Origin of the sequence: Streptomyces sp. NPDC058758 (genome assembly GCF_042746075.1) — a bacterium.
In the GTDB taxonomy this organism is placed as follows: Bacteria; Actinomycetota; Actinomycetes; order Streptomycetales; family Streptomycetaceae; genus Streptomyces.
Genome location: NZ_JBHYPS010000007.1, coordinates 73957 through 95464 on the forward strand (window position 1 = coordinate 73957; position 21508 = coordinate 95464).

General features: G+C 74.9%; 19 protein-coding genes. 13 read left to right on the forward strand and 6 right to left on the reverse strand.

The annotated features are described in order from the left end of the window. The first annotated feature begins 3 nt into the window (after positions 1 to 3). Positions 4 to 921: a carbohydrate kinase gene (locus ACFW6A_RS11620; protein ID WP_386640130.1), complete on the forward strand. Its 918-nt coding sequence runs from the start codon at positions 4 to 6 to the stop codon at positions 919 to 921. Positions 922 to 924: 3 nt separating this feature from the next. Here ACFW6A_RS11620 and ACFW6A_RS11625 read toward each other — a convergent pair whose 3' ends face one another. Continuing rightward, positions 925 to 2214 carry an ATP-binding protein gene (locus ACFW6A_RS11625; protein WP_386640133.1) on the reverse strand — a complete coding sequence of 430 codons (1290 nt, stop codon included), beginning with the start codon at positions 2212 to 2214 and terminating at the stop codon, positions 925 to 927. A gap of 190 nt (positions 2215 to 2404) precedes the next feature. Further along, entirely contained in the window at positions 2405 to 2842 is a 438-nt protein-coding gene (locus ACFW6A_RS11630; RefSeq protein WP_386640136.1) for an SPW repeat protein, read from the reverse strand. Between the two features lie 176 nt (positions 2843 to 3018). Here ACFW6A_RS11630 and ACFW6A_RS11635 point away from each other — a divergent pair, with 176 nt between their 5' ends. Further along, a complete protein-coding gene (locus ACFW6A_RS11635) occupies positions 3019 to 3387 on the forward strand; it encodes a cupin domain-containing protein (RefSeq protein WP_386486078.1) in 369 nt (122 codons plus the stop codon). Between the two features lie 108 nt (positions 3388 to 3495). Here ACFW6A_RS11635 and ACFW6A_RS11640 read toward each other — a convergent pair whose 3' ends face one another. Further along, positions 3496 to 4440 (reverse strand): TauD/TfdA dioxygenase family protein, encoded by a 945-nt coding sequence (locus ACFW6A_RS11640; RefSeq protein ID WP_386640139.1) that lies wholly within the window; start codon positions 4438 to 4440, stop codon positions 3496 to 3498. Between the two features lie 479 nt (positions 4441 to 4919). Between ACFW6A_RS11640 and ACFW6A_RS11645 the strand changes: the two genes are divergently transcribed. From ACFW6A_RS11645 to ACFW6A_RS11680, 8 genes are all read left to right on the forward strand, one after another. Further along, positions 4920 to 6149: an ROK family protein gene (locus ACFW6A_RS11645; protein ID WP_386486082.1), complete on the forward strand. Its 1230-nt coding sequence runs from the start codon at positions 4920 to 4922 to the stop codon at positions 6147 to 6149. Between the two features lie 64 nt (positions 6150 to 6213). Beyond that, positions 6214 to 6297: a putative leader peptide gene (locus tag ACFW6A_RS11650; RefSeq protein ID WP_351843272.1), complete on the forward strand. Its 84-nt coding sequence runs from the start codon at positions 6214 to 6216 to the stop codon at positions 6295 to 6297. A 274-nt stretch (positions 6298 to 6571) separates the two neighbouring features. After that, positions 6572 to 8164: an ABC transporter substrate-binding protein gene (locus ACFW6A_RS11655; RefSeq protein ID WP_351843233.1), complete on the forward strand. Its 1593-nt coding sequence runs from the start codon at positions 6572 to 6574 to the stop codon at positions 8162 to 8164. A gap of 1 nt (position 8165) precedes the next feature. Then, complete coding sequence (locus ACFW6A_RS11660) at positions 8166 to 9110, forward strand: ABC transporter permease (RefSeq protein ID WP_351843235.1); 945 nt, start codon at positions 8166 to 8168, stop codon at positions 9108 to 9110. Positions 9111 to 9115: 5 nt separating this feature from the next. Continuing rightward, positions 9116 to 9973 carry an ABC transporter permease gene (locus tag ACFW6A_RS11665; RefSeq protein WP_386640142.1) on the forward strand — a complete coding sequence of 286 codons (858 nt, stop codon included), beginning with the start codon at positions 9116 to 9118 and terminating at the stop codon, positions 9971 to 9973. After that, positions 9970 to 11796, forward strand: a complete 1827-nt coding sequence (locus ACFW6A_RS11670; RefSeq protein WP_386640145.1) for an ABC transporter ATP-binding protein — start codon at positions 9970 to 9972, stop codon at positions 11794 to 11796. Before ACFW6A_RS11665 ends, ACFW6A_RS11670 begins: the two co-directional genes overlap by 4 nt. Then, positions 11793 to 12698: a formylglycine-generating enzyme family protein gene (locus tag ACFW6A_RS11675; protein WP_386640148.1), complete on the forward strand. Its 906-nt coding sequence runs from the start codon at positions 11793 to 11795 to the stop codon at positions 12696 to 12698. The genes ACFW6A_RS11670 and ACFW6A_RS11675 overlap by 4 nt, the downstream gene beginning before the upstream one ends. 22 nt (positions 12699 to 12720) lie before the next feature. Then, a complete protein-coding gene (locus tag ACFW6A_RS11680) occupies positions 12721 to 15036 on the forward strand; it encodes an arylsulfatase (RefSeq protein ID WP_386640151.1) in 2316 nt (771 codons plus the stop codon). A 9-nt stretch (positions 15037 to 15045) separates the two neighbouring features. On the opposite strand, the gene ACFW6A_RS11685 is transcribed toward ACFW6A_RS11680, so the two are convergent. After that, positions 15046 to 16881: a glycoside hydrolase family 15 protein gene (locus tag ACFW6A_RS11685; RefSeq protein ID WP_351843242.1), complete on the reverse strand. Its 1836-nt coding sequence runs from the start codon at positions 16879 to 16881 to the stop codon at positions 15046 to 15048. A 231-nt stretch (positions 16882 to 17112) separates the two neighbouring features. Between ACFW6A_RS11685 and ACFW6A_RS11690 the strand changes: the two genes are divergently transcribed. The 3 genes from ACFW6A_RS11690 to ACFW6A_RS11700 are packed head-to-tail and all read left to right on the forward strand — an operon-like array spanning position 17113 to position 20342. After that, entirely contained in the window at positions 17113 to 19395 is a 2283-nt protein-coding gene (locus tag ACFW6A_RS11690) for an MMPL family transporter (protein ID WP_386486091.1), read from the forward strand. 42 nt (positions 19396 to 19437) lie between these two features. After that, positions 19438 to 19950 (forward strand): DinB family protein, encoded by a 513-nt coding sequence (locus tag ACFW6A_RS11695; RefSeq protein ID WP_351843246.1) that lies wholly within the window; start codon positions 19438 to 19440, stop codon positions 19948 to 19950. An 8-nt stretch (positions 19951 to 19958) separates the two neighbouring features. Then, entirely contained in the window at positions 19959 to 20342 is a 384-nt protein-coding gene (locus tag ACFW6A_RS11700; protein WP_351843248.1) for a nuclear transport factor 2 family protein, read from the forward strand. A 102-nt stretch (positions 20343 to 20444) separates the two neighbouring features. Here the strand turns inward: ACFW6A_RS11700 and ACFW6A_RS11705 are convergent, their stop codons facing one another. Beyond that, the gene (locus ACFW6A_RS11705) at positions 20445 to 20813 is read right to left on the reverse strand and encodes a hypothetical protein (RefSeq protein ID WP_351843250.1); all 369 of its coding nucleotides are present in this window, start codon (positions 20811 to 20813) and stop codon (positions 20445 to 20447) included. 55 nt (positions 20814 to 20868) lie between these two features. Continuing rightward, positions 20869 to 21267, reverse strand: a complete 399-nt coding sequence (locus tag ACFW6A_RS11710; protein ID WP_351843252.1) for a nuclear transport factor 2 family protein — start codon at positions 21265 to 21267, stop codon at positions 20869 to 20871. Positions 21268 to 21508 lie beyond the last annotated feature (241 nt).

Genomic DNA, 21508 nt, shown 5'->3' on the forward strand with positions numbered 1-21508 from the left:
CCGATGTCCTTCCTGGTGATCGGCGAGTGCGTCGCCGACATCGTCCGCGGCCCCGGCGCCGCCGACGTCGTCCACCCCGGGGGCAGTCCCGCCAACGTCGCCTACGGCCTCGCCCGCCTCGGCCGCCCCACCACCCTGCTCACCCAGCTCGCCGACGACCCCGCCGGCCGGCTCGTCGCCGCCCACCTCACCGGCGCCGGGGTGCGGCTGGCGATCGGCGGCGTGCCGGCGCGCACGCCGTCCGCCGTCGTCACCCTCGACGGGCGCGGGCAGGCGGCGTACGCCTTCGACATCGCCTGGACCCTCACCGCCGAGGAGCCGCCGGCGACCCCGGAGCCGGTCCGGCACGTCCACATCGGCTCGATCGCGGCCGTCACCGAGCCGGGCGCCGCCGCCGTGCTCGCGCTCACCGGACGGCTCCGGCCCGCCGCCACCGTCAGCTACGACCCGAACGTGCGGCCCGCGCTGATGGGGGAGCACGGGCCGGCCGTGGGCCGGGTCGAGCGGTGCGCGGCCCTCGCCGACGTCGTGAAGGCCAGCGACGAGGACCTGGCCTGGCTGTACCCGGGGGAGCCGGTGGAGGCGGTGGCCGCCCGCTGGCTGGCCCTCGGACCGGCCGTCGTCCTGGTCACCCGGGGCGGCGACGGGGCGCTGGCGGTGACCCGGGAGCACACGGTGGCCGCCGGGGCACCGGCCGTCGCCGTCGTCGACACGGTCGGCGCGGGCGACTCCTTCATGTCGGCCGTCCTCGACGCCCTCGCCGGCCGCGACCGGGCCGGTCTGGCGGCGCTCGGCGCCGACGACCTCGCCGGGCTGCTGGCCAGGGCCGGGGCCGCGGCGGCCGTCACCGTCTCCCGGGCGGGTGCCCGGCCGCCGGACCGGGCGGAGCTGGACGCGGCCCTGGGCGCCGGGCGGGGATGACGGTCACGTGCGGGCGTGGCTCGTGATGTCCGCCGCGAACCGCTCGACCAGCTCCGGCGTCACCGTCGGTCGGGCGGCGGCGATCGCCGCCAGGTAGTCCGCGGTGCTCGCGCCCGGCGCCGGGGAGTCCGGGCCCCGGCCGCCGGCGCCGACGAGGTCGCGCTCGAAGGACGCCTGGGCCGCGACCCGGGCCGCGTGCTCGATGTCCGCCGGGGTGAACAGGTCGCTGGCGAGGACCAGTTCGTCGACGTCCACCTCCGGCCGGCCGTCGGTGTAGCGGGACCAGATCGCGGCCCGGGCGGCCTTGTCCGGCGTGCCGATCGGGATCAGGTAGTCGAAGCGGCCGGGCCGCAGGAAGGCCGGGTCGAGCGAGCGGACCGAGTTGGTCGCGCACACCAGCAGCCGCTCGTCGCCCTCCCGGAAGCCCGGGATCAGCTTGAGGAGCTCGTTGGTGACCCCGTGCAGCCCGCCGGGCTGCGCGGGCTCGGAGCGGACCGGCGCGATCTCCTCCACCTCGTCGATGAAGACGAGGACCCGGTCCAGCTCCGCGATCCGCGCGAAGGCGGTGCGCAGGGCCGCCGCGAGGTTGCCGCCGTCGGCCAGCCGCGACGGCAGGATCTCCACGAACGGCCAGCCGAGCCGGGACGCGACCGCGCGGGCGAAGGTGGTCTTGCCGGTGCCGGGCGGGCCGAAGAGGCAGATCGCGCGGGGCGGCCGGACGCCGTGCCGGGTGGCCCGCTCGGGCTCCGCGAGCGGCAGCACCACCCGCCGCTCGATGAGGTCCTTCTCCCGCTCCATGCCGGCGACCTTGGCCCACAGGTCGCCGGGGAGCAGCCGGCCGCCGAGGTCTTCGAGGAGGCCGGCGGCGGGGCCGTGCAGCGGCTCGGTCTTCTCGAAGTACGCGACCGCGGGCTGGCGGGTGTAGCCGGCGTTCAGCAGCCCCTCGCCGAGCAGCTCCTCCTCCGGCAGGACGTACGCGATCCGCCCGACCCGGGCGGCGACGAGCTTGCGCTCCAGCTCCACCAGGAGGGCGCTGGCCAGGCCCCGGCCGCGCCAGGCGGAGGCGATCGCGATCCGCATCACCCAGGCGCGCTCGCCGGAGACGCAGGCGAGCGCCGCGCCGATGGGGACGCCCTGGTGGACGGCGACGACGGCCGGCTGCCGGGAGGTGAGGGCGCCGATGCACTCGGCGAGCGAGAAGACGGACTCCTGGCCCAGCTCGGCCGTGGTGTCGATCAGATGGACGACGGCGGCGAGATCGTTCTCGCGGTAGTCGTGGATGTGCCAGTTCACCGGTGGTACCGCCCCTCGTGTGGCTCGATGCGGCGAGGCTAGGCGGCGGCCGGGCGGTGCGGCCCGCTCCATCCTGCACAAGCCGGGGCGGCGGAACGCGCCGCTTCGTCACTGGGCGCGGCGGCGCGAACGCGTACGGCGGCGCACCCGGAGGTGCGCCGCCGTGCCGGCAGGGAGGGAGGCGGGTGCCTCACGTCCTGCGCTTGCTCATCAGCAGTCCGCCCGCGGTGAGGGCGAACAGGCAGACGCACGCGCCCGCGATGACGTTGTTCAGGACCATGCCGGTGTCGGGGTTCCGGGTGACGACCCACGGGGCGACGATCGTCCAGGCGCCGAGCAGCAGGACCACGAAGTTCAGGTCCTGGGAGCGCTCGGGGGCCATCGACGTGCACAGCCCGAGGACCGCGAGGGCGATGCCGACGATCAGGTTGGTGAGGGCCAGCTCCGGCCTGGCGGCCGCGAAGTGGACCGTGTAGGCGGAGATCGCGATCCAGACGCCGGCGAGGATGACGAGTTCCTCGACGGCCGCCACTCCTCTGGTCTGCATGATCTGCGCGTAGCGTTCGCGCATCTCCGTCGCGTCCGGGTGTCCCGAGATGTCACCGGGACGGTGAGAGACGTCGGCCATGTGACTCGCCTCCTTGCTGGCGTGCTGCGTGTCGGACCGCGCTCGCGGCACGGGGCCGCAGTCCCATTGTGCTCTTATATGTTCCTTATGTGAAGCGGGAACGAGAGCCGCCGACCGGTGCGGCGTACGCTGGGAGAGGACTCGGGGCACCCGCGCACCGCCGGGAGGCGGAGACGATGACCGGCATCGTACGAAGAAGCTTCGACTCAGCGGACGAGACCCGTCCCTTCGAGGACGGCAAGGGCAGGCTGGACCTGCTCAGCACCGGGCGCGGCGCCGTCGGGCGCGCCGTGTTCGAACCCGGCTGGCAGTGGTCCAAGCACGTCAAACCGCTCGCGGGCACGGACAGTTGCATGGCTTCGCACGTGGGGTACGTGGTCAGCGGCCGCCTCCACGTCGTCATGGACGAGGGCGGCCAGGAGGACGAGTTCGGTCCCGGCGACTTCATGGAGGTCACGCCGGGCCACGACGCCTGGGTCGTCGGCGACGAGCCGTGCGTGGCCCTGGACTGGGTCGGCTTCGGCGACTACGCCAAGTCGTCCTGACGGGGCGCCCCCGGCGGGAGGCCCGGCGGAGCCCCTCGGGCGGGGACGCCCGGGGCGAAGGCGGGCGCGCGGGGAGGGGCGGTGCGCCGGCCGCCCCTCCCCACGCGGTCAGGCGGTCGGCTCGGCCGTGGACGCGCCGGAGGCGATCCCGAAGGCCGGGTCCGGCACCGAGGAGGGCTCCAGGAGCCGGGACGGCAGCCCGTCGGCACCGACCGGCACGTCCCCGTCGATGGTGACCCGGCGCAGCTTGCGGACGTGGTCGTCGGAGTCGTCCACGCCGTAGTGCTGGGTGGCGCGGTTGTCCCAGATCGCCACGTCGCCGGTCTGCCACTGCCAGCGGACCGTGTTCTCCGGACGCTCCACGTGCGCCTGGAAGAGGTCGACCAGGGCGCGGGAGTCGGCGCCGGTCAGCCCGCTGATCCGCTGCACGAAGTTGCCGAGCAGGAGGGTGCGTTCGCCGGTCTCCGGGTGGACGCGGACGACCGGGTGCTCGGTGAGGAACTTCGTGGACGCGAAGACGTCCCGGAAGCGGGCGAGCTGCTCCGGCACGGCGTCGGGGCGCAGCGCCGCGTAGTCGTACGCGTTGGAGTGGACGGCCCGCAGGCCGTCGGCGAGCCGCCGCAGCGGCTCGGGCAGGTTCTCGTACGCGGTGGCGGTGTTGGCCCACAGGGTGTTGCCGCCGTACGGCGGGACGACCACGGCCCGCAGGATGGAGAAGGCCGGGTAGGCGGGGACGAAGGTGACGTCGGTGTGCCACTGGTTGGCGCGGCCGCCGTAGTCGGAGTCGATCGGGAAGGAGTAGCGCCCGTCGGCGGACGGCACCGTGGGGTGCGCGACCGGCGTGCCGAGGAGCCGGCCGAAGGCCTCGTGGGAGTCCTCGTCGAGGTGGTCCTGGCCGCGGAAGAAGACGACCTTGTGGGCCAGGAGGGCGGCGCGGATCCCGGCGACGGTCTCCGGGTCGAGGTCGCCGCCGAGGCGGACGCCGGAGATGACGGCGCCGAGACGGCCGCCGAGCTTCTGCACGGTGAGGGAGGTGGTGGTTGCGGTCGACATGGGGTTTTCCTTTCGGGCGGAGGTCCGCCGGAGGCCCGGAGGGCAATTAATCTCGGAGCGGAAGTAATGACGGTGCGGGAAGGCCCGGCAGCGGGGGACGACGCCGAGGGCGGCCGGAGCGGGGCCGTACGGAGAACGGGGGCGCGGCGGCGGCCGGCGGGGCTCGCGGAGCGGTGCGCCGGCCCCGGAAGGGTCGCGAGGGTCAGGCGCCGGTGACGGCCGGACAGGAGGTGGTCGCGAACATGTCCAGGAGACTGACAACGCCCCCGGGGCCGCGTCAAGCACCGTCCCCCTGCCCCGGCCCGCCCCCGCGGTGGTTGAATCGGCGCCTCCCCGGTCCGTGCCCCCGCCCCCGGGAACCGCCGCTGACCTGGCACTTCACCCTCGGCGACAGCGGGGCACGGGCGAGCGCGGGCGGGCCGCCCGGCCTCGCGCACCGGTGGCCGGGGAATTCACGTCCCCGCAACAGAGAGGCAGAGATGACCAGTACGCCCCAGGGCTCCCGGATGGCGGGCGACGGAAGGCGCGAGGCGAACGCGGCCACCGTGCTGCGCACCGTCCTCGACCACGGCCCGGTCTCCCGCAGCGCCGTCGCCCGGCTCTCCGGCCTCAGCCCGGCCGCCGTCTCCCGCCAGGCCACCGACCTGACCCGGCTCGGGCTGCTGCGCGAACTGCCGGAAGCCTCCGGCGACGGGGGAGTCGGCCGCCCCCGCATCCCCGTCGACCTGCACATCGGTGCCGGCGGCGGCCCGGTCGTGGCCGGCGTCCATCTCGGGGTGCCCGCCTCCACGTTCGCCCTGGTCGACCTGCGCGGCCGGGTCCTCGCCCGCCACCAGCACCCGCACGCGCCCTTCGCGCCCGAGCGGCTCCCGGCGGAGGTCGGCGCCGAGCTGCGCGCCTTCCTGGACCGGCACACCGCGGGCCGGCCGCTGCTCGGGGTCGGGGCCGCGATCGGCGGCCGGGTCGACCCGGCGACCGGCGTCGTCGTCCGGCACGACGCGCTCGGCTGGCGCCACCGGCCCTTCGCCGCCGAACTCTCCCGGGCCCTGGGCGGTCCGGCGGTCCGGCTCGACAACCACGCCCGCGCCATCGCCCGCTCCGAGATCCTCTTCGGCCGGCCCGCCGCCCGCCGCGGCCTGCTGCACCTCTTCGTGGGCAACGTCGTGGACGCCGCCGTCGGCCTCGCCGGGGTCGTCCACCAGGGGCCCGGGGGAGCCGCGGGGGACGTCGCCCACCTGCCCGTACCGGACTCCACCGCGCCCTGCCCGTGCGGCCGTTCGGGCTGCCTGGAGGCGACCGCCTCCAACACCGCGCTCGCGCTGACCGCGGTGCGCCGCGGCATCGTGCCCGAGGCCGACACCTCGCTCGTCGTCGACGCCGCCGCGGCCGGGGACCGGCGGGCCGACCGCCTGCTGCGCGAGAGGGCCCGGGCGGTGGGCCGGGCCCTCGCCCTCCTCCTGGACGTCCTCAACCCCGACCTCGTCGTCGTCACCGAGCAGGCGAGCGTCCTCGAACCGGAGTACCTGGAGGAGATCCGGGGGGCCGCGGTCGACCTCTCGCACGTCTGCGACGACCCCGAACGGATCGTCAGTCCACATGCCGGACCGGCCACGCTTCCCGTCGCGGCGGGCACCGTTCTGTTGAATCACCTGTTCAGAAGGCCTCTGGAGACCTTCGAAGAGCTGCGCTCCGAAGGGGTGTTCAGCTGAGGCCGTCTCATCATGCGGGAACAGTCGGTTGACCGGCTCTCCCGGCCGCTGCCATATTGCTCCCGTGAATCCGGACTTGCGCCTCTGCTCCCGCAGGCACGTCGACCTCTGTCGGCTCGCCAGCGCGGTCTGTGCCGTCCGCGTCTGACCCTCCGGCGCGGCCCGCCCCCCGCGCCCCTCGCCGTACCCCCGCCGACCAGGGCCTCCGCCCGTAGCGCCGGCCGGTCCCGCCCTCAGCGCGACCGGCCGCCGCACCCGGCTCCGTACGTCCGTCCCGGCCCGGTCCCGCGCCGCGGCCTGCGCACCCCCGCACCCCACGCTTCCGTGCCCTCCGGCCCGGACGCGCACCTTCGCCCGCATTCCTCTCGCAGCGGAAGAAACCCTCTCCGCCGAGCGAACCGACCTCCACCAGGCAGGCATCGATGACCGAGCTGTACCCCTCCGCGCCCACCGCCCCCTCCCGGCGCACCACCCTGCGCGCCGCCGGCGGCGGCACCCTGCTCCTCGGTCTGGGGCTCACCGGCTGCCGCTCGGCCGTCGAGGAGTCCGCCGCCCCCGCGGCCGCCGGCGCCGCCGGGCCGAGGCGCGGCGGCACCCTCAGCGTCGCCGTCAACTCCGACTTCACCCCGAGCCTGCTCTTCGCCCAGAGCAACCAGTCCCTCCAGCAGCGGCTGATCTACAACACCCTCACCCGCTACGACGACCGGCTCGAACCCCAGCCCGAGCTGGCCACCTCCTGGGAGTACGCGGCGGACGGCCGCGCCCTCACCCTCAAGCTCCGCACCGGCGTCGTCTTCCACGACGGCCGCCCCTTCACCGCCGACGACGTGATCTTCGCCGTGAAGAACCTTCAGAACCCGGTGCGAGCCGCCCAGTTGAGGGCCACCGCCGCGGCGGTGACCGGCTTCGAGAAGCGCGGCGACCACGAGCTGGTCCTCAAGCTCGCCCACCCCGTCGACAACCTCTTCGACCTCTTCGAGTTCATGATCATCACCGATCGGAACAGCGTCGAGGAGGCCTTCGCCGGCAAGCGGCTCAACGGCACCGGACCCTTCTCCCTCACCCGGTGGAGCCCCGGCGCGGGACTCAGCCTCAAGCGCCACGAGAAGTACTGGCAGCCCGGCCGCCCCTACCTCGACGGCGTCGAGATACGCGTCGTCCCGCAGGCCGACGCCCTCATCTCCTCGCTGCGCACCGGCCAGTCCCAGCTCTCCTACTCCGTCCCCGGCCGTAACCTCGCCACCGTCGCCGGCGTCCCCGACCTCGTCGTCAGCGAGTACGCCACCGGAGGCGGCGCCTCCTACCTCGGCGTCAACACCTCGATCGCCCCGCTCGACGACAAGACCGTCCGCCAGGCCCTCGCCTGGGCCGTCGACCGCGAGCGGATCCTGAAGCAGGTCCTCGGCGGCTACGGCCTCGCCTCCGCCACCCCCTGGCCCAAGTCCTCGCCCGCCTTCACCGAAGCGGGCCGCACCCACTACCGGCACGACCCGGGCAAGGCCCGCGAGCTGCTGAGGTCCGCCGGCCACACCCGGCTCGACCTCCCCCTCCTCCACGTCAACCTGCCCGGCGAGACCGCGCTCGCCGAGGCGATCCAGTACGACCTCAAGCAGGTCGGCGTCCACGTCACCCTGGAGCCCACCGACCCGGCCACCGCCCAGAAGAAGCTCATCTCCCAGTCCATGCCCGCCCTCTGGGCCATGGGCCACAGCTTCGCCCAGGTCCGGCCCTCCACCCTGGCGGTCAGCGCCTACCCCTTCAACGCGGCCAAGAACACCTCCCGCTTCCGCTCGGAGGAGTACACCCGGATCGTCCGCGAGGCCTGGACCAGCCGGGCCACCGGCGCCGAGGCCAACGCCCTGCGGCAGCGGATCACCGACACCCTCCTCGACGAGGCCTTCATCATCGACCTCGCCATCCGCGGCAGCGTCCAGGTCGCCTCGAAGAAGCTGCACGGCGCCACCCTCAACAAGTTCTCCTACCTCAACCTCGACGACGCCTACCTGGCGGGCTGACGTGCGCGGATACCTGCTGCGGAGACTCCCCTCCGCCCTCCTCGTGCTCGCCGCCGCCTCCGTCCTCGCCTTCGGCGTCCTGCGGCTCGTCCCCGGAGACCCCGCCGCCGTCCTCGCCGGCCCCGACGCCGGCCCCGAGGTCCAGGCCGCCATCCGCGACCGCCTCGGCCTCGACGACCCCCTGCCCGCCCAGTACCTCCACTGGATCGGCGGACTGCTCACCGGAGACCTCGGCCCCTCCTACGTCATCGGCGGCGAGACCGCCGACCTCATCGCCGACGGACTCGGCGCCACCGTCGAACTCACCCTCGGCGCCCTGCTCTTCGCGGTCCTCATCGGCGGCACCCTCGGCATCCTCGGCGCCACCGCCCGCCGCCGCTGGCTCCGCGCCGCCGTCCGCTCCACCACCACCGCCGCCCTCGCCGTCCCCCCGTACGTCAGCGGCGTCCTCCTCGTCCTCCTCTTCGCCGTCCTCCTCGGCGTCCTCCCGGCGGGCGGCCGCGTCCCCCTCCTCACCGCACCCGACCTCGGCATCCAGTACCTCCTCCTCCCCGCCCTCTGCCTCGCCCTGCCCAGCGCCGCCGTCCTCGGCCGCTACCTGGAGGACAGCCTCCGCCGCGCCCTCGCCGAGGACCACGTGCGGACCGCGACCGCCGCCGGCATCGCCCCCCGCCGCATCCTCTGGCGCCACGCCCTGCCGCACGCCCTCCCGCCCGTCGTCACCCTCCTCGGCATCCAGACCGGACACCTCCTCGGCGGCGCCGTCCTCGTCGAGGCGATCTTCGCCTGGCCCGGCCTCGGCCAGCTCGCCGAGCAGGCCCTGGTCCGCCGCGACTACCCCGTCGTCCAGGACCTCCTGCTCCTCCTCGTCGCCGTCTTCGTCCTCGTCCAGCTCCTGTCCGACCTCGTCCACGCCTGGCTCGACCCCCGGATCAGGTGGGAGTAGCCGCCATGACCACCCTCGCCCCGCCCGCGCCGGCCGCCGCGCGCCGCCCCCGCCACCCCTACCTCACCGCCCTGCGCACCGCCCGGGGCCGCACCGGCCTCGCCCTCGTCGGCCTCGTCGTCCTCGCCGGACTCCTCGCCCCGCTCCTCACCGGGCACCCGCCCACCGACCAGAGCGGCCTCACCCTCGCCCCCGTCGGCACCCCCGGCCACCCCCTCGGCACCGACGACCTCGGCCGCGACCTGCTCTCCCGGCTGCTGTACGGCATCCGCGCCGACCTCGGCATCATCGCCGTCGCCGTCCCGCTCGGAGCCGTCCTCGGCTGCCTCCTCGCCCTCGCCGCCACCGTCCACCCGGCCGTCGACACCGCCGTCCAGCGCGCCTTCGACCTCGTCCTCGCCTTCCCCGGGCTGATCCTCGCGCTCGCCGTCACCGCCGTCCTCGGCCCCGGCCGGCTCCCCGTGGTCCTCGTCATCGCCCTCGCCGAGATCCCCGTCTTCGGACGGCTCCTGCGCACCGGCATCCTCGCCCAGCGCGGCCGCGAGTACGTCACCGCCGCCCGCGTCGGCGGCACCTCCGGCCGCCGGATCCTCACCCGCCACGTCCTGCCCAACGCCGCCGACCCGCTCGTCGTCCAGTTCGCCGTCTCCCTCACCGTCGCCGTCTTCCTCGAAGGAGCCATGAGCTTCCTCGGCGTCGGCGTCCGGCCGCCCGAACCCACCCTCGGGGCCGTCCTCAGCCAGTCCATGCCGCACCTCGCCCCGGCCCCGCACTTCGCCGCGGGCCCCCTCGTCACCGTGACCGCGCTCGTCCTCGGCCTCTCCCTCGTCGCGGAGGCGCTGAACCGGGAGATCCGCCGATGACCGCCGCCCCGCTCCTCGACGTCCGCGACCTCCACGTCTCCTTCACCGCCCCCGACGGCGCCGAGCTGCACGCCGTCCGCGGCGTCTCCCTCACCCTGCGGCGCGGCGAGACCGTCGCCGTCGTCGGCGAGTCCGGCTCCGGCAAGTCCACCACCGCCCTCGCCCTCCTCCGCATGCTCCCCGGCACCGGCCGGATCACCGGCGGCTCCGTCCACCTCGACGGCACCGACCTCACCACCGCCGGCGAGGACGAGCTGCGGGCCGTCCGGGGCACCCGCGTCGGCATGGTCTTCCAGGACCCGATGACCGCCCTCAACCCCGTCCTCACCGTCGGCCGCCACCTCGACGAGGTGCTCCGCGCCCACGGCGGCCGCGACCGGGCCGCCCGCCGCGCCCGCGCCCTCGAACTCCTCGGCCTCGTCGGCATCCCCGACCCCGAGCGGCGCCTCGACGACCACCCGCACCAGTTCTCCGGAGGCCAGCGGCAGCGGATCCTCATCGCCATGGCCCTGGCGGGCGAACCCGACGTCCTCCTCGCCGACGAACCCACCACCGCCCTCGACGCCACCGTCCAGGACCAGATCCTCACCCTGCTCGGCGAGCTGACCCGCACCACCGGCACCGCCCTCGTCCTCATCACCCACAACCTCGGCGTCGTCGCCCGCACCTGCGAGCGCGTCCTCGTGCTGTACGGCGGCACCGTCGTCGAGGACGGACCCACCGCCGAGGTCCTGGCCCGGCCCCGCCATCCCTACACCGCCGGACTGCTCGCCGCCGTGCCCCGCCTCTCCACCCCCTCCGGCACCCGCCTCACCGGCATCCCCGGCAACCCGCCGGACCCCCGCCTCCCGCTCGCCGGCTGCGCCTTCGCCGACCGCTGCCCGCTCGCCGAGGACCGCTGCCGCACCGCCGCGCCGGAGCTCACCGCGCTCACCGACACCGTCCGCGCCGCCTGCCACCCCGCCGCCGAGAGCCCCGCCCCGCTGCCGCCGCCCCCGCCGCCGGTCCGCACCGAACGGCCCGCGCCCGGGCCCGTGGTCCTCGCCGCCGAGGGACTGCGCAAGACCTACGGCACGCGCCGGCGCCGCTTCACCGCCCTCGACGGCGTCTCCCTCACCCTGCGGGCCGGGGAGACCCTCGGCATCGTCGGCGAGTCCGGCTCCGGCAAGTCGACCCTCGCCCGGATCCTCGCCCACGCTCATCCCGCCGACGCCGGCCGGATCCTCCTCGACGGCCGCGACGTCACCCGCCCCGGCCGCGCCGAACTGCGGGCGGTCCGCCGCCGCGTCCAGATGGTCTTCCAGGACCCCTACGCCTCGCTCGACCCGCGCATGACCGCCGGTGACATCGTCGCCGAACCCCTGCGCGCCTTCGGCATCGGCACCCCCGCCGACCGCCCCGCCCGCGTCGCCGAACTCCTCGGCCGCGTCGGGCTCGACCCGGCCGCCGCCGACCGGCTGCCGCGCTCCTTCTCCGGCGGCCAGCGGCAGCGGATCGGCATCGCCCGCGCCCTCGCCCCCGGACCCGACGTCCTCCTCTGCGACGAACCCGTCTCCGCCCTCGACGTCTCCGTCCAGGCCCAGATCACCGGACTCCTCGCCGACCTCCAGCGCGAGTACGGCCTCGCCCTGGTCTTCATCGCCCACGACCTCGCCGTCGTCCGCCAGGTCAGCCACCGCATCGCCGTCATGCACGAGGGCCGGATCGTCGAGGAGGGCGACGCCGACGAGCTGTGCGAGCACCCCCGCGACCCCTACACCCGGGCGCTGCTCGCCGCCGTCCCCGAACCCGTGCCCGTACGCGCCGAGGCGGTGTCCGTGTGAGCGCCTGCTGCACCCCCGGCCGGCCCTGCTCCGGCGGCGCGCCGGGCGGCCCGGTCCTCCTGGACGCGCCCGCCGTCCGGACCGCCCCGCCCGCCCCCGCCATGGCCGAACTCCCGGGCGGGACCTTCCGGATGGGCGACGCCCACGACGAGGGCTACCCGGCCGACCACGAGGGACCGGTGCGGGAGGTCACCGTCGCGCCCTTCGCGATCGACACCACCGCCGTCACCAACGCGCGCTTCGCCGCCTTCACCGCCGCCACCGGCCACCGCACCGACGCCGAACGCCACGGTTCCTCCTTCGTCTTCCACCTCCTGCTCCACCCGGCCGCCGAGCCCCACGTCCTCGGCCGGGTCGCCGCCGCCCCCTGGTGGCTCGCGGTCGAGGGCGCCTCCTGGCGCGCCCCCGAGGGCCCCGGCTCCGACGTCGGCGACCGCGCCGACCACCCCGTCGTCCACGTCAGCCACGCCGACGCCCTCGCCTACTGCGCCTGGGCCGGCCTCCGGCTGCCCACCGAGGCCGAATGGGAGTACGCCGCCCGGGGCGGCCTCGACGGCGCCCGCTACCCCTGGGGCGACGACCCGGCCCCCGGCGGCGAGGAACGCTGCAACACCTGGCTCGGCGACTTCCCGCACCGCTCCGACCGGCCCGGCGGCGCCACCGGCACCGTCCCCGTCACCGCGTACCCGCCCAACGGGTACGGCCTCCACAACACCTCCGGCAACGTCTGGGAGTGGTGCGCCGACTCCTGGGACCGGGCCGGCCGCGAACGCGTCATCCGCGGCGGCTCGTACCTCTGCCACGCCTCCTACTGCCACCGCCACCGCGTGGCCGCCCGCTCCCACAACACCCCCGACTCCTCGACCGGCCACGGCGGATTCCGCTGCGCCCGCACCCTGTGACCCCGGAAGGAACCGCCCGCCCATGAGCACCGGAACCCGCCCCGACCCCCACGACGGCTTCCCCGGGCACGTCGGCCGCACCTTCGCCGACTCCGTCCCCTCCTGGCCCGACCGCACCACACCGCCCGCCGGCGCCCCGAACGTCGTCGTCGTCCTCGTCGACGACATGGGCTACAGCGACATCGGCCCCTTCGGCTCGGAGATCCCCACCCCGGTCCTCGACCGGCTCGCCGCGGACGGCGTCCGGCTCGGCAACTACCACACCATGCCGCTCTGCTCGCCCGCCCGGGCCGCCCTCCTCACGGGACTCAACCCGCACCGCGTCGGCTACGCCACGGTCGCCAACGCCGACCCCGGCTTCCCCGGCTACGCCATGCAGATCGCCGACTCCGTCCCCACCCTCGCCGAACTCCTCCACGACGCCGGCTACGCCACCTACGCCGTCGGCAAGTGGCACCTCGTCCGCGACTCGGCCTCCAACGCCGCCGACGACCGGGCCAACTGGCCCCTCCAGAAAGGCTTCGACCAGTACTACGGCGTCCTCGAAGGACTCACCAGCCTCTTCCACCCGCACCAGCTGGTCCGCGACAACAGCCCGCTCGACATCGACGAGTTCCCCGACGACTACTACTACACCGACGACATCACCGACCAGGCGATCGCCATGGTGAAGTCGCTGCGCGCCCACGACCCCGACAAACCCTTCCTCCTCTACCTCGCCCACAACGCCGTCCACGGCCCGCTCCAGGCGAAGGCCGAGGACATCGCCCGCCACCGGGGCCGCTACGACGAGGGCTGGGACGTCCTGCGCGAGCGCCGCTTCGCCGCGCAGCTCGCCGCCGGCCTCTTCCCGCCCGGCACCGAACTCCCCGAGCGCAACAGCGAGGCCGGACAGGACGTGCCCGCCTGGGACTCCCTCACCGCGGAGCAGCAGCGCCTCTACGCCCGCTACATGGAGGTCTACGCCGCCCTCGTCGACAACATCGACCACAACCTCGGCCGGCTCACCGACACCCTCGCGGCCCTCGGCGAACTCGACAACACCATCATCGTCTTCACCTCCGACAACGGCGGCACCGGCGAAGGCGGCCGCGAGGGCACCCGCTCCTACTTCAGCCGCTTCGTCCACCACCCCCGCCTCCCCGGCGACTGGGACCCCGACGTCGACCGCGACCCCGAGCTCATCGGCGGACCGCGCAGCCTCGTCCACTACCCGCGCGGCTGGGGCATGGCCTCCAACACCCCCTTCCGCCTCTACAAGGGGCACACCTACGCGGGCGGCGTCCGCGTCCCCTTCGTCCTCTCCTGGCCCGACGGGGTCCGCTCCGGCCGGCTCGCCCCCGGCATCCGCCCCCAGTACCAGTACGTCACCGACCTCACCCCCACCCTCCTCGACCTCGCCGGCATCGCCCGCCCCGCGACCCGCCGGCGCGTCCCCGTCCAGGAGACCGACGGCACCAGCTTCGCCCCCGTCCTCGCCGACCCCGCCCACCCCTCCACCCACCCCGAGCAGTACTGCGAGACCACCGGCAACCGCAGCCACTACCGCGACGGCCACAAGCTCGTCACCCTGCACCGCCCGGGCACCCCCTACGACGACGCCGAATGGGCCCTGTACGACCTGAGCACCGACCCCACCGAGATCCACGACCTCGCCGCCGAACGCCCGGGCCTCGTCAAGGAACTGGCCGCCGCCTGGGAGGAGGCCGCCCACCGCAACGGCGTCTTCCCGCTGCCCGACCACAGCGGCGCCCTCGCCCGGCGCAACCCCGCCGAGCAGCGCCTCGCCCGCCCGCTCACCCTGCTGCCCGGCACCCCGGAACTGGAGCGGTACCGCTCCTCCCGGCTGGTCTCGCTGCGCTCCTTCACGGTCGAGGTGCTCCTCGACGAGCCCGGTGAGGGCGTGCTCGTCTCCCACGGCGACCAGGGCGGCGGCTACAGCCTCTACGTCGAGGACGGCCGCCTGGCCTTCGCCTACAACGAGTACGGCCACCTCCACGAGACCGACGCCGGACCGCTCGGCCCCGGCCCCCACACGGTCCTCCTCGCCGCCACCGCGGAGGAGGGCCTGCGCTGGCGCTTCACCGTCGCGGTCGACGGCGAGCGCAGGGCGGCGCCCGACAGCGTCCACCAGCTCATCGGCATGGCGCCCTTCCAGGGCATCAGCATCGGCGTCGACCGCAAGTCGCCCGTCTCCTGGCCGCTCCACGAGCGCCACCGGTCCTTCCGCCACACCGGCGGGATCCGGTCCGTCACCTACCGGCCCGGCGCCCCGGGCCCCGACTCCCCGGAGGCCGTCGCCACCGCCCTGGAGGAGGCCGCCGCCGCCTTCGAGTGACGGGCCCGGCTACCCGGGCCGGGCCGCGAGGGCGTCCAGGGTCTCGTCCAGCTGCGTCGCCGCCATGATCAGGGACAGATGGGTGAACGCCTGCGGGAAGTTCCCCAGTTGCTCCCCGGTCGGGCCGATCTCCTCGGCGAACAGGCCGACGTGGTTGGCGTACGTCAGCATCTTCTCGAAGGCGAAGCGGGCCTGGCGGACCCGGCCGGCCCGGGCCAGCGCGTCCACGTACAGGAAGGTGCAGAGACTGAACGTGCCCTCGGCGCCGCGCAGTCCGTCGGGGGCGGCCCCGGGGTCGTAGCGGTGCACCAGGTTGTCGCGGACCAGACCCCGCTCGATCGCGTCGAGGGTGCTCAGCCACACCGGGTCCGTCGGGTTGAGCAGGCCGGTGCGGGGGATCAGGAGGAGCGAGGCGTCGAGCACGTCGCCGCCGAAGTACTGGGCCAGGGCCTTGCGCCGGTCGCTCCACCCCCGCCGCATCACCTGCGCGAAGATCTCGTCCCGCGCCGCCCGCCAGGTGTCCAGCGCGGCCGGCCGGCCGAACTCCTCCGCCAGCCGCAGCCCCCGGTCGAAGGCCACCCAGGACATCACTCGGCTGAAGGTGAAGTCCTTGCGGCCGCCCCGCGTCTCCCAGATGCCCTCGTCGGGGGAGTCCCACGACGCGGCGAGCCAGTCCAGCATCCCGGACACCGCCCGCCACCCCTCGTACGTCGGCTGGATGTCCTGGCCGCCGCCCTGCGCCAGCGCGTACAGCGCCTCGCCGAAGATGTCGAGCTGGAGCTGGTCCGCCGCGGCGTTCCCGACCCGCACCGGCGCCGAACCCCGGTACCCCTCGAACTCCGCGAGGACCTCCTCCGGGAGCGACGGGTCGCCGTCCACCCGGTACATGATCTGCAGGGGCCGTCCGCCCGAAGGACCCGCCGCCCGCTCGGTCACCCGCGCCGTCAGCCAGTCCGTGAACGCCGCCGCCTCCTCGGCGAAGCCCAGGTCGAGCAGCGCCCGTACGGCCAGCGACCCGTCCCGCACCCAGGTGTAGCGGTAGTCCCAGTTCCGCTCGCCGCCCACCTGCTCCGGCAGCCCCAGCGTCGGCGCCGCGATCGGCGCCCCCGACGGCAGGTACGTCAGCAGCTTCAGCGTGATCGCCGACCGGTGCACCATGTCGGGCCAGCGCCCCCGGTACCGCGCGGTGCGCACCCACCGCTGCCAGAAGTCCACCGCGTCCCACAGCGCCGCCTCCACCTCCGCAACGTCCGGCAGCGGCGGCGGCGCGGCCTCGGGGCCGTCCACGGTGAACGAGGCCCCGGCGATCTGCCCCTCGGACAGCTCCAGCCGGCCCCGCACGTCGTGCGGCCCGTCCCGCTCCAGCGGCACGTTCGACTGGAGGAAGCCCGCCATCGCCGCCGAGCGGAAGGCCGCCGTGCGGCCGTCCAGCCGGAGGTCGTGCGGGGACCGCCCGAAGCCGAACCGCGGCCGGCACTCCAGCGTGAAGGCGACGGTGCCCCGCGTGCACCGCATCACCCGCATCAGCGCGTGCCGGTCGGTCGGCCGCCCGGTCCGGTCCGGCGGCATCCAGTCCATCAGCTCGCCCACCCCGTCCGGGGACATGAACCGGGTGACCAGCATCGCGGTGTCCGGATAGTAGAGCTGCTTGACCGTCACGTCCGGACCGTCGACCGAGAGCCGGAAGTAGCCGCCCCGGTCGTGGTCGAGCAGTGCGGAGAACACGCCCGGCGAGTCGAAGCGGGGCGCCGCGAACCAGTCCACGACGCCCTCGTCCGAGATGAGCGCGGCGGTCTGCAGATCCCCCACCAGACCGTGCTCGGCGATGAGCGGATAGCGCTTCATCCCCCCACTATCCGCGATCGTGCCCCGGCACGCGCTGTCGGCGGGCCCCGCCCCGCCTCGTCCCGCCTCGTCCCGTCCCGCCGACGAGGCCCCCCGCCCCGCCCGGCGCGCCCGGCCGACGAGATGCCGTCGCCGCCCGGCGGGCGCACCATGGACGGAGAACGGCGAACCCGTAGGGAGAACAGCAGCACGGCCGGCTCGGGGACCCGCCTATCCGGACACGGCGAGGCCATGAACGCAACGCCCGCGGCACAGCGGGACCGCCCCGCGAAGCAGAGCGGCCTCTACCGGCTCGGGCACTGGTGCGCCCGCCACTTCGTCGTCGTCGTGGTCCTCTGGCTGGCCGCCCTCGCCGGGCTCCAGATCGCCGACCGGGCGATCGGCGGCCAGTACTCCGACGACTTCGACCTCCCCGGCACCCAGTCCGCCGAGGGCCTGGCCGTCCTGGAGGCGCACGACCCGGCGGCCGGCGGCTACGGCGCGCAGATCGTCCTCGACGACCCCTCCAAGCCGCTCACCGACGAGGCGTCCGCCGTGAACTCGGCGGTCACCGCCCTGGAGAAGCTGCCGGACGTCATCGGCGCCCAGAACCCGCTGCCGCCGCCCGGCTCCACCCCGCCCCCGGCGTCCTCGACCACCCCGAACACGGGCCCGCTGTCCACCGACGGCAAGACCGCCTACATCACGGTCCGCTTCAGCGTGCCGCCGTCCACGCTCGGCGACGACTACCTGACCGGCGTCGACAGCGCCGTACAGCCGCTCCGCGACGCCGGCGTGACCGTCGAGTACGGCGGCTCGCTCGGCGAACTGGCCCGCCCCGCCGCCGACGACCGCACCAGCGAGGCCATCGGCTTCGCCGTCGCGATCGTGGTCCTCCTGATCGGCTTCGGCAGCGTCATCGGCGCCGTCATGCCGCTGGTCACCGCCCTCGTCGGCGCCGTCTGCGGCCTCGCCCTGCTCGGCCTCGTGGCCGCCGCCTTCACCTTCGGCACCGTCTCCCCGACCCTGGCCACCATGATCGGCCTCGGCGTCGGCATCGACTACGCGCTGTTCCTGATCACCCGCCACCGGCAGAACGTCATGGACGGCCACGATCCCGCCGACTCCGCCGGCCTGGCGACCACCACCAGCGGCCGGGCCGTCCTCGTCTCCGGCTGCACGGTCATCATCGCCCTGTCGGGACTGTGGGTCTCCGGCGTCACCTTCATCGGCAAGCTCGGCCTGGCGGCGGCCTTCACCGTCGTCACCGCCGTCCTCGCCGCGCTCACCCTCGTCCCCGCCCTGCTCGGCCTCGTCGGCCGCCGCATCGACCGCTACCACGTCCGCAAGCCGGTCGCGGAGACCGACGCCGAGCCGGGGGCCGAGGCCCACGGCACCTGGCACCGCTACGCCCAGCGCGTCGAGCGGCGCCCCTGGTACTTCCTCGTCGGCGGCGTGGTCGCCCTGCTGATCCTGGCCTTCCCGCTGCTCTTCATCCAGCTCGGCCACATCGGCGACGGAGCCGACCCGAAGTCCTTCACCGACCGGCGCGCCTACGACCTGATCTCCACGGCCTTCGGCCCCGGAGCCAACGGCCCCCTCACCGTCGTCGTCGACCAGTCCGCGGTGCCGTCCGCCGACCGGGCCGCGCTCGCCACCAGCCTCCAGAAGGCCCTCACCGGGGTGCCCGACGCGGCCGTCATCACCCCGCTGCAGCCCACCTCCGACGGCGACGTCCTCGTCGGCACCGCCTACTCGGTCGCCTCCCCGCAGGACGAGCGGACCACCGAACTCACCGACCACCTCGTCGACGACGTCCTCCCGGGCGCCGTGGCCGGCACCGGGGCACAGACCTACGTCACCGGGACGACCGCCGCCCAGGTCGACTTCCTCGACCTCGTCTCCAGCCGCCTGCCGCTGATCATCGCCGTCGTCGTCGGCCTCGCCTTCCTGGTGATCCTGACCGTCTTCCGCGGCGTCCTCGTCGCCGTCAAGGCGGCCGTCCTCAACGTGCTCTCCATCGCGGCCTCCTACGGCGTCGTCGTCGCCGTCTTCCAGTGGGGCTGGGGCGGGCCCGCGCTCGGCGTCTCCGGCAAGGTACCGATCGAGAGCTACGTGCCGATGATGATGTTCGCGATCGTTTTCGGCCTCAGCATGGACTACGAGATCTTCCTGCTCTCCCGCGTCCGGGAGGCGTGGCTGCGCACCGGCGACTCCAAGGCCAGCGTCGCCCACGCCCTGGAGATCACCGCCCGGGTGATCACCTGCGCCGCCCTCATCATGGTGAGCGTCTTCGCCGCCTTCGTCGTCTCCGACAACATCGTCGTCAAGATGCTCGGCCTGGGCCTCGCCGCCAGCGTCCTCATCGACGCGACCGTGGTGCGGCTCCTGCTGGTGCCCGCCGTGATGACCCTGCTCGGCCGGCACGCCTGGTGGACCCCGCGGTGGCTCGACCGGATCCTCCCGCACCTGGACACCGAGGGCGAGGAGGCCGTCAAGCGCGACGAGGCCGTCGCGGGGCCGCCCGCCCGCTGAAATCCTGACGACCCCGGAGCGGGGGTCGGGCAGAATGCGGGCATGATCCAGGAAGACCGCCGCACCCCCGTGCCGACCACCGGCGCCGACGAGCGCGCCACGCTCACCGCCATGCTCCAGTTCCAGCGCGACACGCTCATGCTCAAGTGCGCCGGGCTCACCCCCGACCAGCTCAAGGAGCGGGCCGTGGCGCCCTCCGCGCTGTCCCTCCTCGGCCTGGTCCGGCACACCGCCGAGGTCGAGCGCGGCTGGTTCCGCAACGTCCTGGCGGGCGAGGACAGCCGCAGCCCCTGGACCCCGCCCGGCTCCACCGAATGGGCCGACTTCGACGTCGAACACGCCGACGCCGAAGCGGACTTCGAGGTCTGGCGCGCCGAGTGCGCCCGCTCCCGCGCGATCGTGGACGCGGCGGAGTCCCTGGACGAGACCGGCAGCCGCGACGGCGAGACCTACTCCGTCCGCTACGTCCTGGCCCACATGATCGAGGAGTACGCCCGGCACAACGGCCACGCGGACCTGCTCCGCGAGCGCATCGACGGCGCGACGGGGGAGTGACGGCGGCCGTGGCGCGGGAGCAGCACCCCGACATCACCGAGGCGATCGTCCGCGAGCGGCGCCTCCACGACCCCGCCGTCCGCCTGTCCCGGCCGCTCGCCGAGGCCCTGTTCGACCCCGAGTTCATCGAGGTCGGGGCCTCGGGGCGGCGCTGGACGCACGCGGAGATGATCGCCGCCCTGCCCGAGCTGCACGGCGGCGAGGACGGACCGCCCATCGAGGCCGGGGAGTTCACCGGCGCCGTCCTCGCCCCCGGCATCGTCCACCTCACCTACGAGACCGTCATCGACGGCCGCCGCGCCCGCCGCTCGTCCGTCTGGCGCCGCGACCCCGAGGGCGTCCTCCGCCTCTACTACCACCAGGGCACTCCGGTACCGGAGCCGGAGGAGTAGCCGCGTCCGGTGGTGCGCCCGGCGCCGCGGCCGTCCGCCCCGCCCTCGCGTCGTCCTGTCCGCGCCGTCCCGCCCCCGCCGTCCCGTCACCCGCCGGACGGCTCACCCGTAGGCGTCCGTCACGCAGTCCGCCGCGCAGCCGTGCTGCCGGAAGCCGCGGCGCAGGGCCGCCGCCGCGTGCGCCCGTTCGACGTGCTCGTGCCCGTACCGCTCGCGCAGCAGCCGTTCCACGGCCTCGACCGTGACGATCGCCGGCTCGCCCTCGCCCGCGGCGCGACGGGCCGCCGCGATCGCCTGGTCGGTCGCGCGCGTCAGGTCCCTGACGTACGTCCGGTACGCCATCCGCCGGGCCCGCCGGGGGGCGAACGGCCGCGTGGCGCGGCCCTTCCAGACCAGCCCGGCCGCCATCAGGCCGAGCCCCGTGCCGCCCAGCAGCGCACCGCCCACGATGCCCTCGACGCTCCAGCCCACCGGCCGTCGACCTCCCCCTCGTCCGGGTCCGACCCGCCGCCGATCCTACGGCGGGTCACGCCTGGACGAGGTCGCCGTGCCGGTGCACCACCCGCCACTCGCCGTCCTCGCGGCGGTACGTCTGGGTGGCCCGCAGCGTGTAGACGCGCGCCTCCCCGTCCACCGAGGCCGAGATGTGCTCGTAGCACGCGGTGTAGGCCATGTCGCCGACGACGTCGTGGCTGACCACCTCGATGCGGTACGCCGTGCAGGCGGAGAAGCGCCGGGCGAGCGCCGTGAACAGCGTGTCCACGTCCTCCTGCCCGACGGCGTTGTACCAGGCCCCGAGCACGCTCACCGGCTCGCGGCGCGACCAGAGCGCCCGGCGCGGCCCCGGGTCCCCGTCGTGCAGCGCCCGTTCGGCGTCCTGGAGGTCGGTCCTGACCCACGTCAGGAAGTCGTCCCGGTCGGTCATGCCTTCATCATGCCCACGCGCCGTCGCGCCCCGCACCCGCTGGCGGCCCGCGCCGACGCCCGGCGGAGCGGTGGACGGGCGCGGGGGAGCGGTGGGGCGGCGCGGGGGAACCGCCCGGCCGGAGACGCCGGACCAGAAGGGAGGTGACTCGTGTAAGTGACTCGTGTCACCTTCTCCGCTCCCGCCATTGACCTGCCTGCTTCCGGCCCCGAACCTGGCGGTGTCACCCCCCGGCCGCCGC

What these genes read in the sequence shown, in the direction of transcription:
- ACFW6A_RS11680 (WP_386640151.1), top strand. Translation starts at nt 12,721, where the DNA reads ATGAGCACCGGAACCCGCCCCGACCCCCACGACGGCTTCCCCGGGCAC.
- ACFW6A_RS11690 (WP_386486091.1), top strand. Translation starts at nt 17,113, where the DNA reads ATGAACGCAACGCCCGCGGCACAGCGGGACCGCCCCGCGAAGCAGAGC.
- ACFW6A_RS11665 (WP_386640142.1), top strand. Translation starts at nt 9,116, where the DNA reads ATGACCACCCTCGCCCCGCCCGCGCCGGCCGCCGCGCGCCGCCCCCGC.
- ACFW6A_RS11695 (WP_351843246.1), top strand. Translation starts at nt 19,438, where the DNA reads ATGATCCAGGAAGACCGCCGCACCCCCGTGCCGACCACCGGCGCCGAC.
- ACFW6A_RS11620 (WP_386640130.1), top strand. Translation starts at nt 4, where the DNA reads ATGTCCTTCCTGGTGATCGGCGAGTGCGTCGCCGACATCGTCCGCGGC.
- ACFW6A_RS11685 (WP_351843242.1), bottom strand. Translation starts at nt 16,881, where the DNA reads ATGAAGCGCTATCCGCTCATCGCCGAGCACGGTCTGGTGGGGGATCTG.
- ACFW6A_RS11630 (WP_386640136.1), bottom strand. Translation starts at nt 2,842, where the DNA reads ATGGCCGACGTCTCTCACCGTCCCGGTGACATCTCGGGACACCCGGAC.
- ACFW6A_RS11655 (WP_351843233.1), top strand. Translation starts at nt 6,572, where the DNA reads ATGACCGAGCTGTACCCCTCCGCGCCCACCGCCCCCTCCCGGCGCACC.
- ACFW6A_RS11670 (WP_386640145.1), top strand. Translation starts at nt 9,970, where the DNA reads ATGACCGCCGCCCCGCTCCTCGACGTCCGCGACCTCCACGTCTCCTTC.
- ACFW6A_RS11635 (WP_386486078.1), top strand. Translation starts at nt 3,019, where the DNA reads ATGACCGGCATCGTACGAAGAAGCTTCGACTCAGCGGACGAGACCCGT.
- ACFW6A_RS11640 (WP_386640139.1), bottom strand. Translation starts at nt 4,440, where the DNA reads ATGTCGACCGCAACCACCACCTCCCTCACCGTGCAGAAGCTCGGCGGC.
- ACFW6A_RS11710 (WP_351843252.1), bottom strand. Translation starts at nt 21,267, where the DNA reads ATGACCGACCGGGACGACTTCCTGACGTGGGTCAGGACCGACCTCCAG.
- ACFW6A_RS11645 (WP_386486082.1), top strand. Translation starts at nt 4,920, where the DNA reads ATGACCAGTACGCCCCAGGGCTCCCGGATGGCGGGCGACGGAAGGCGC.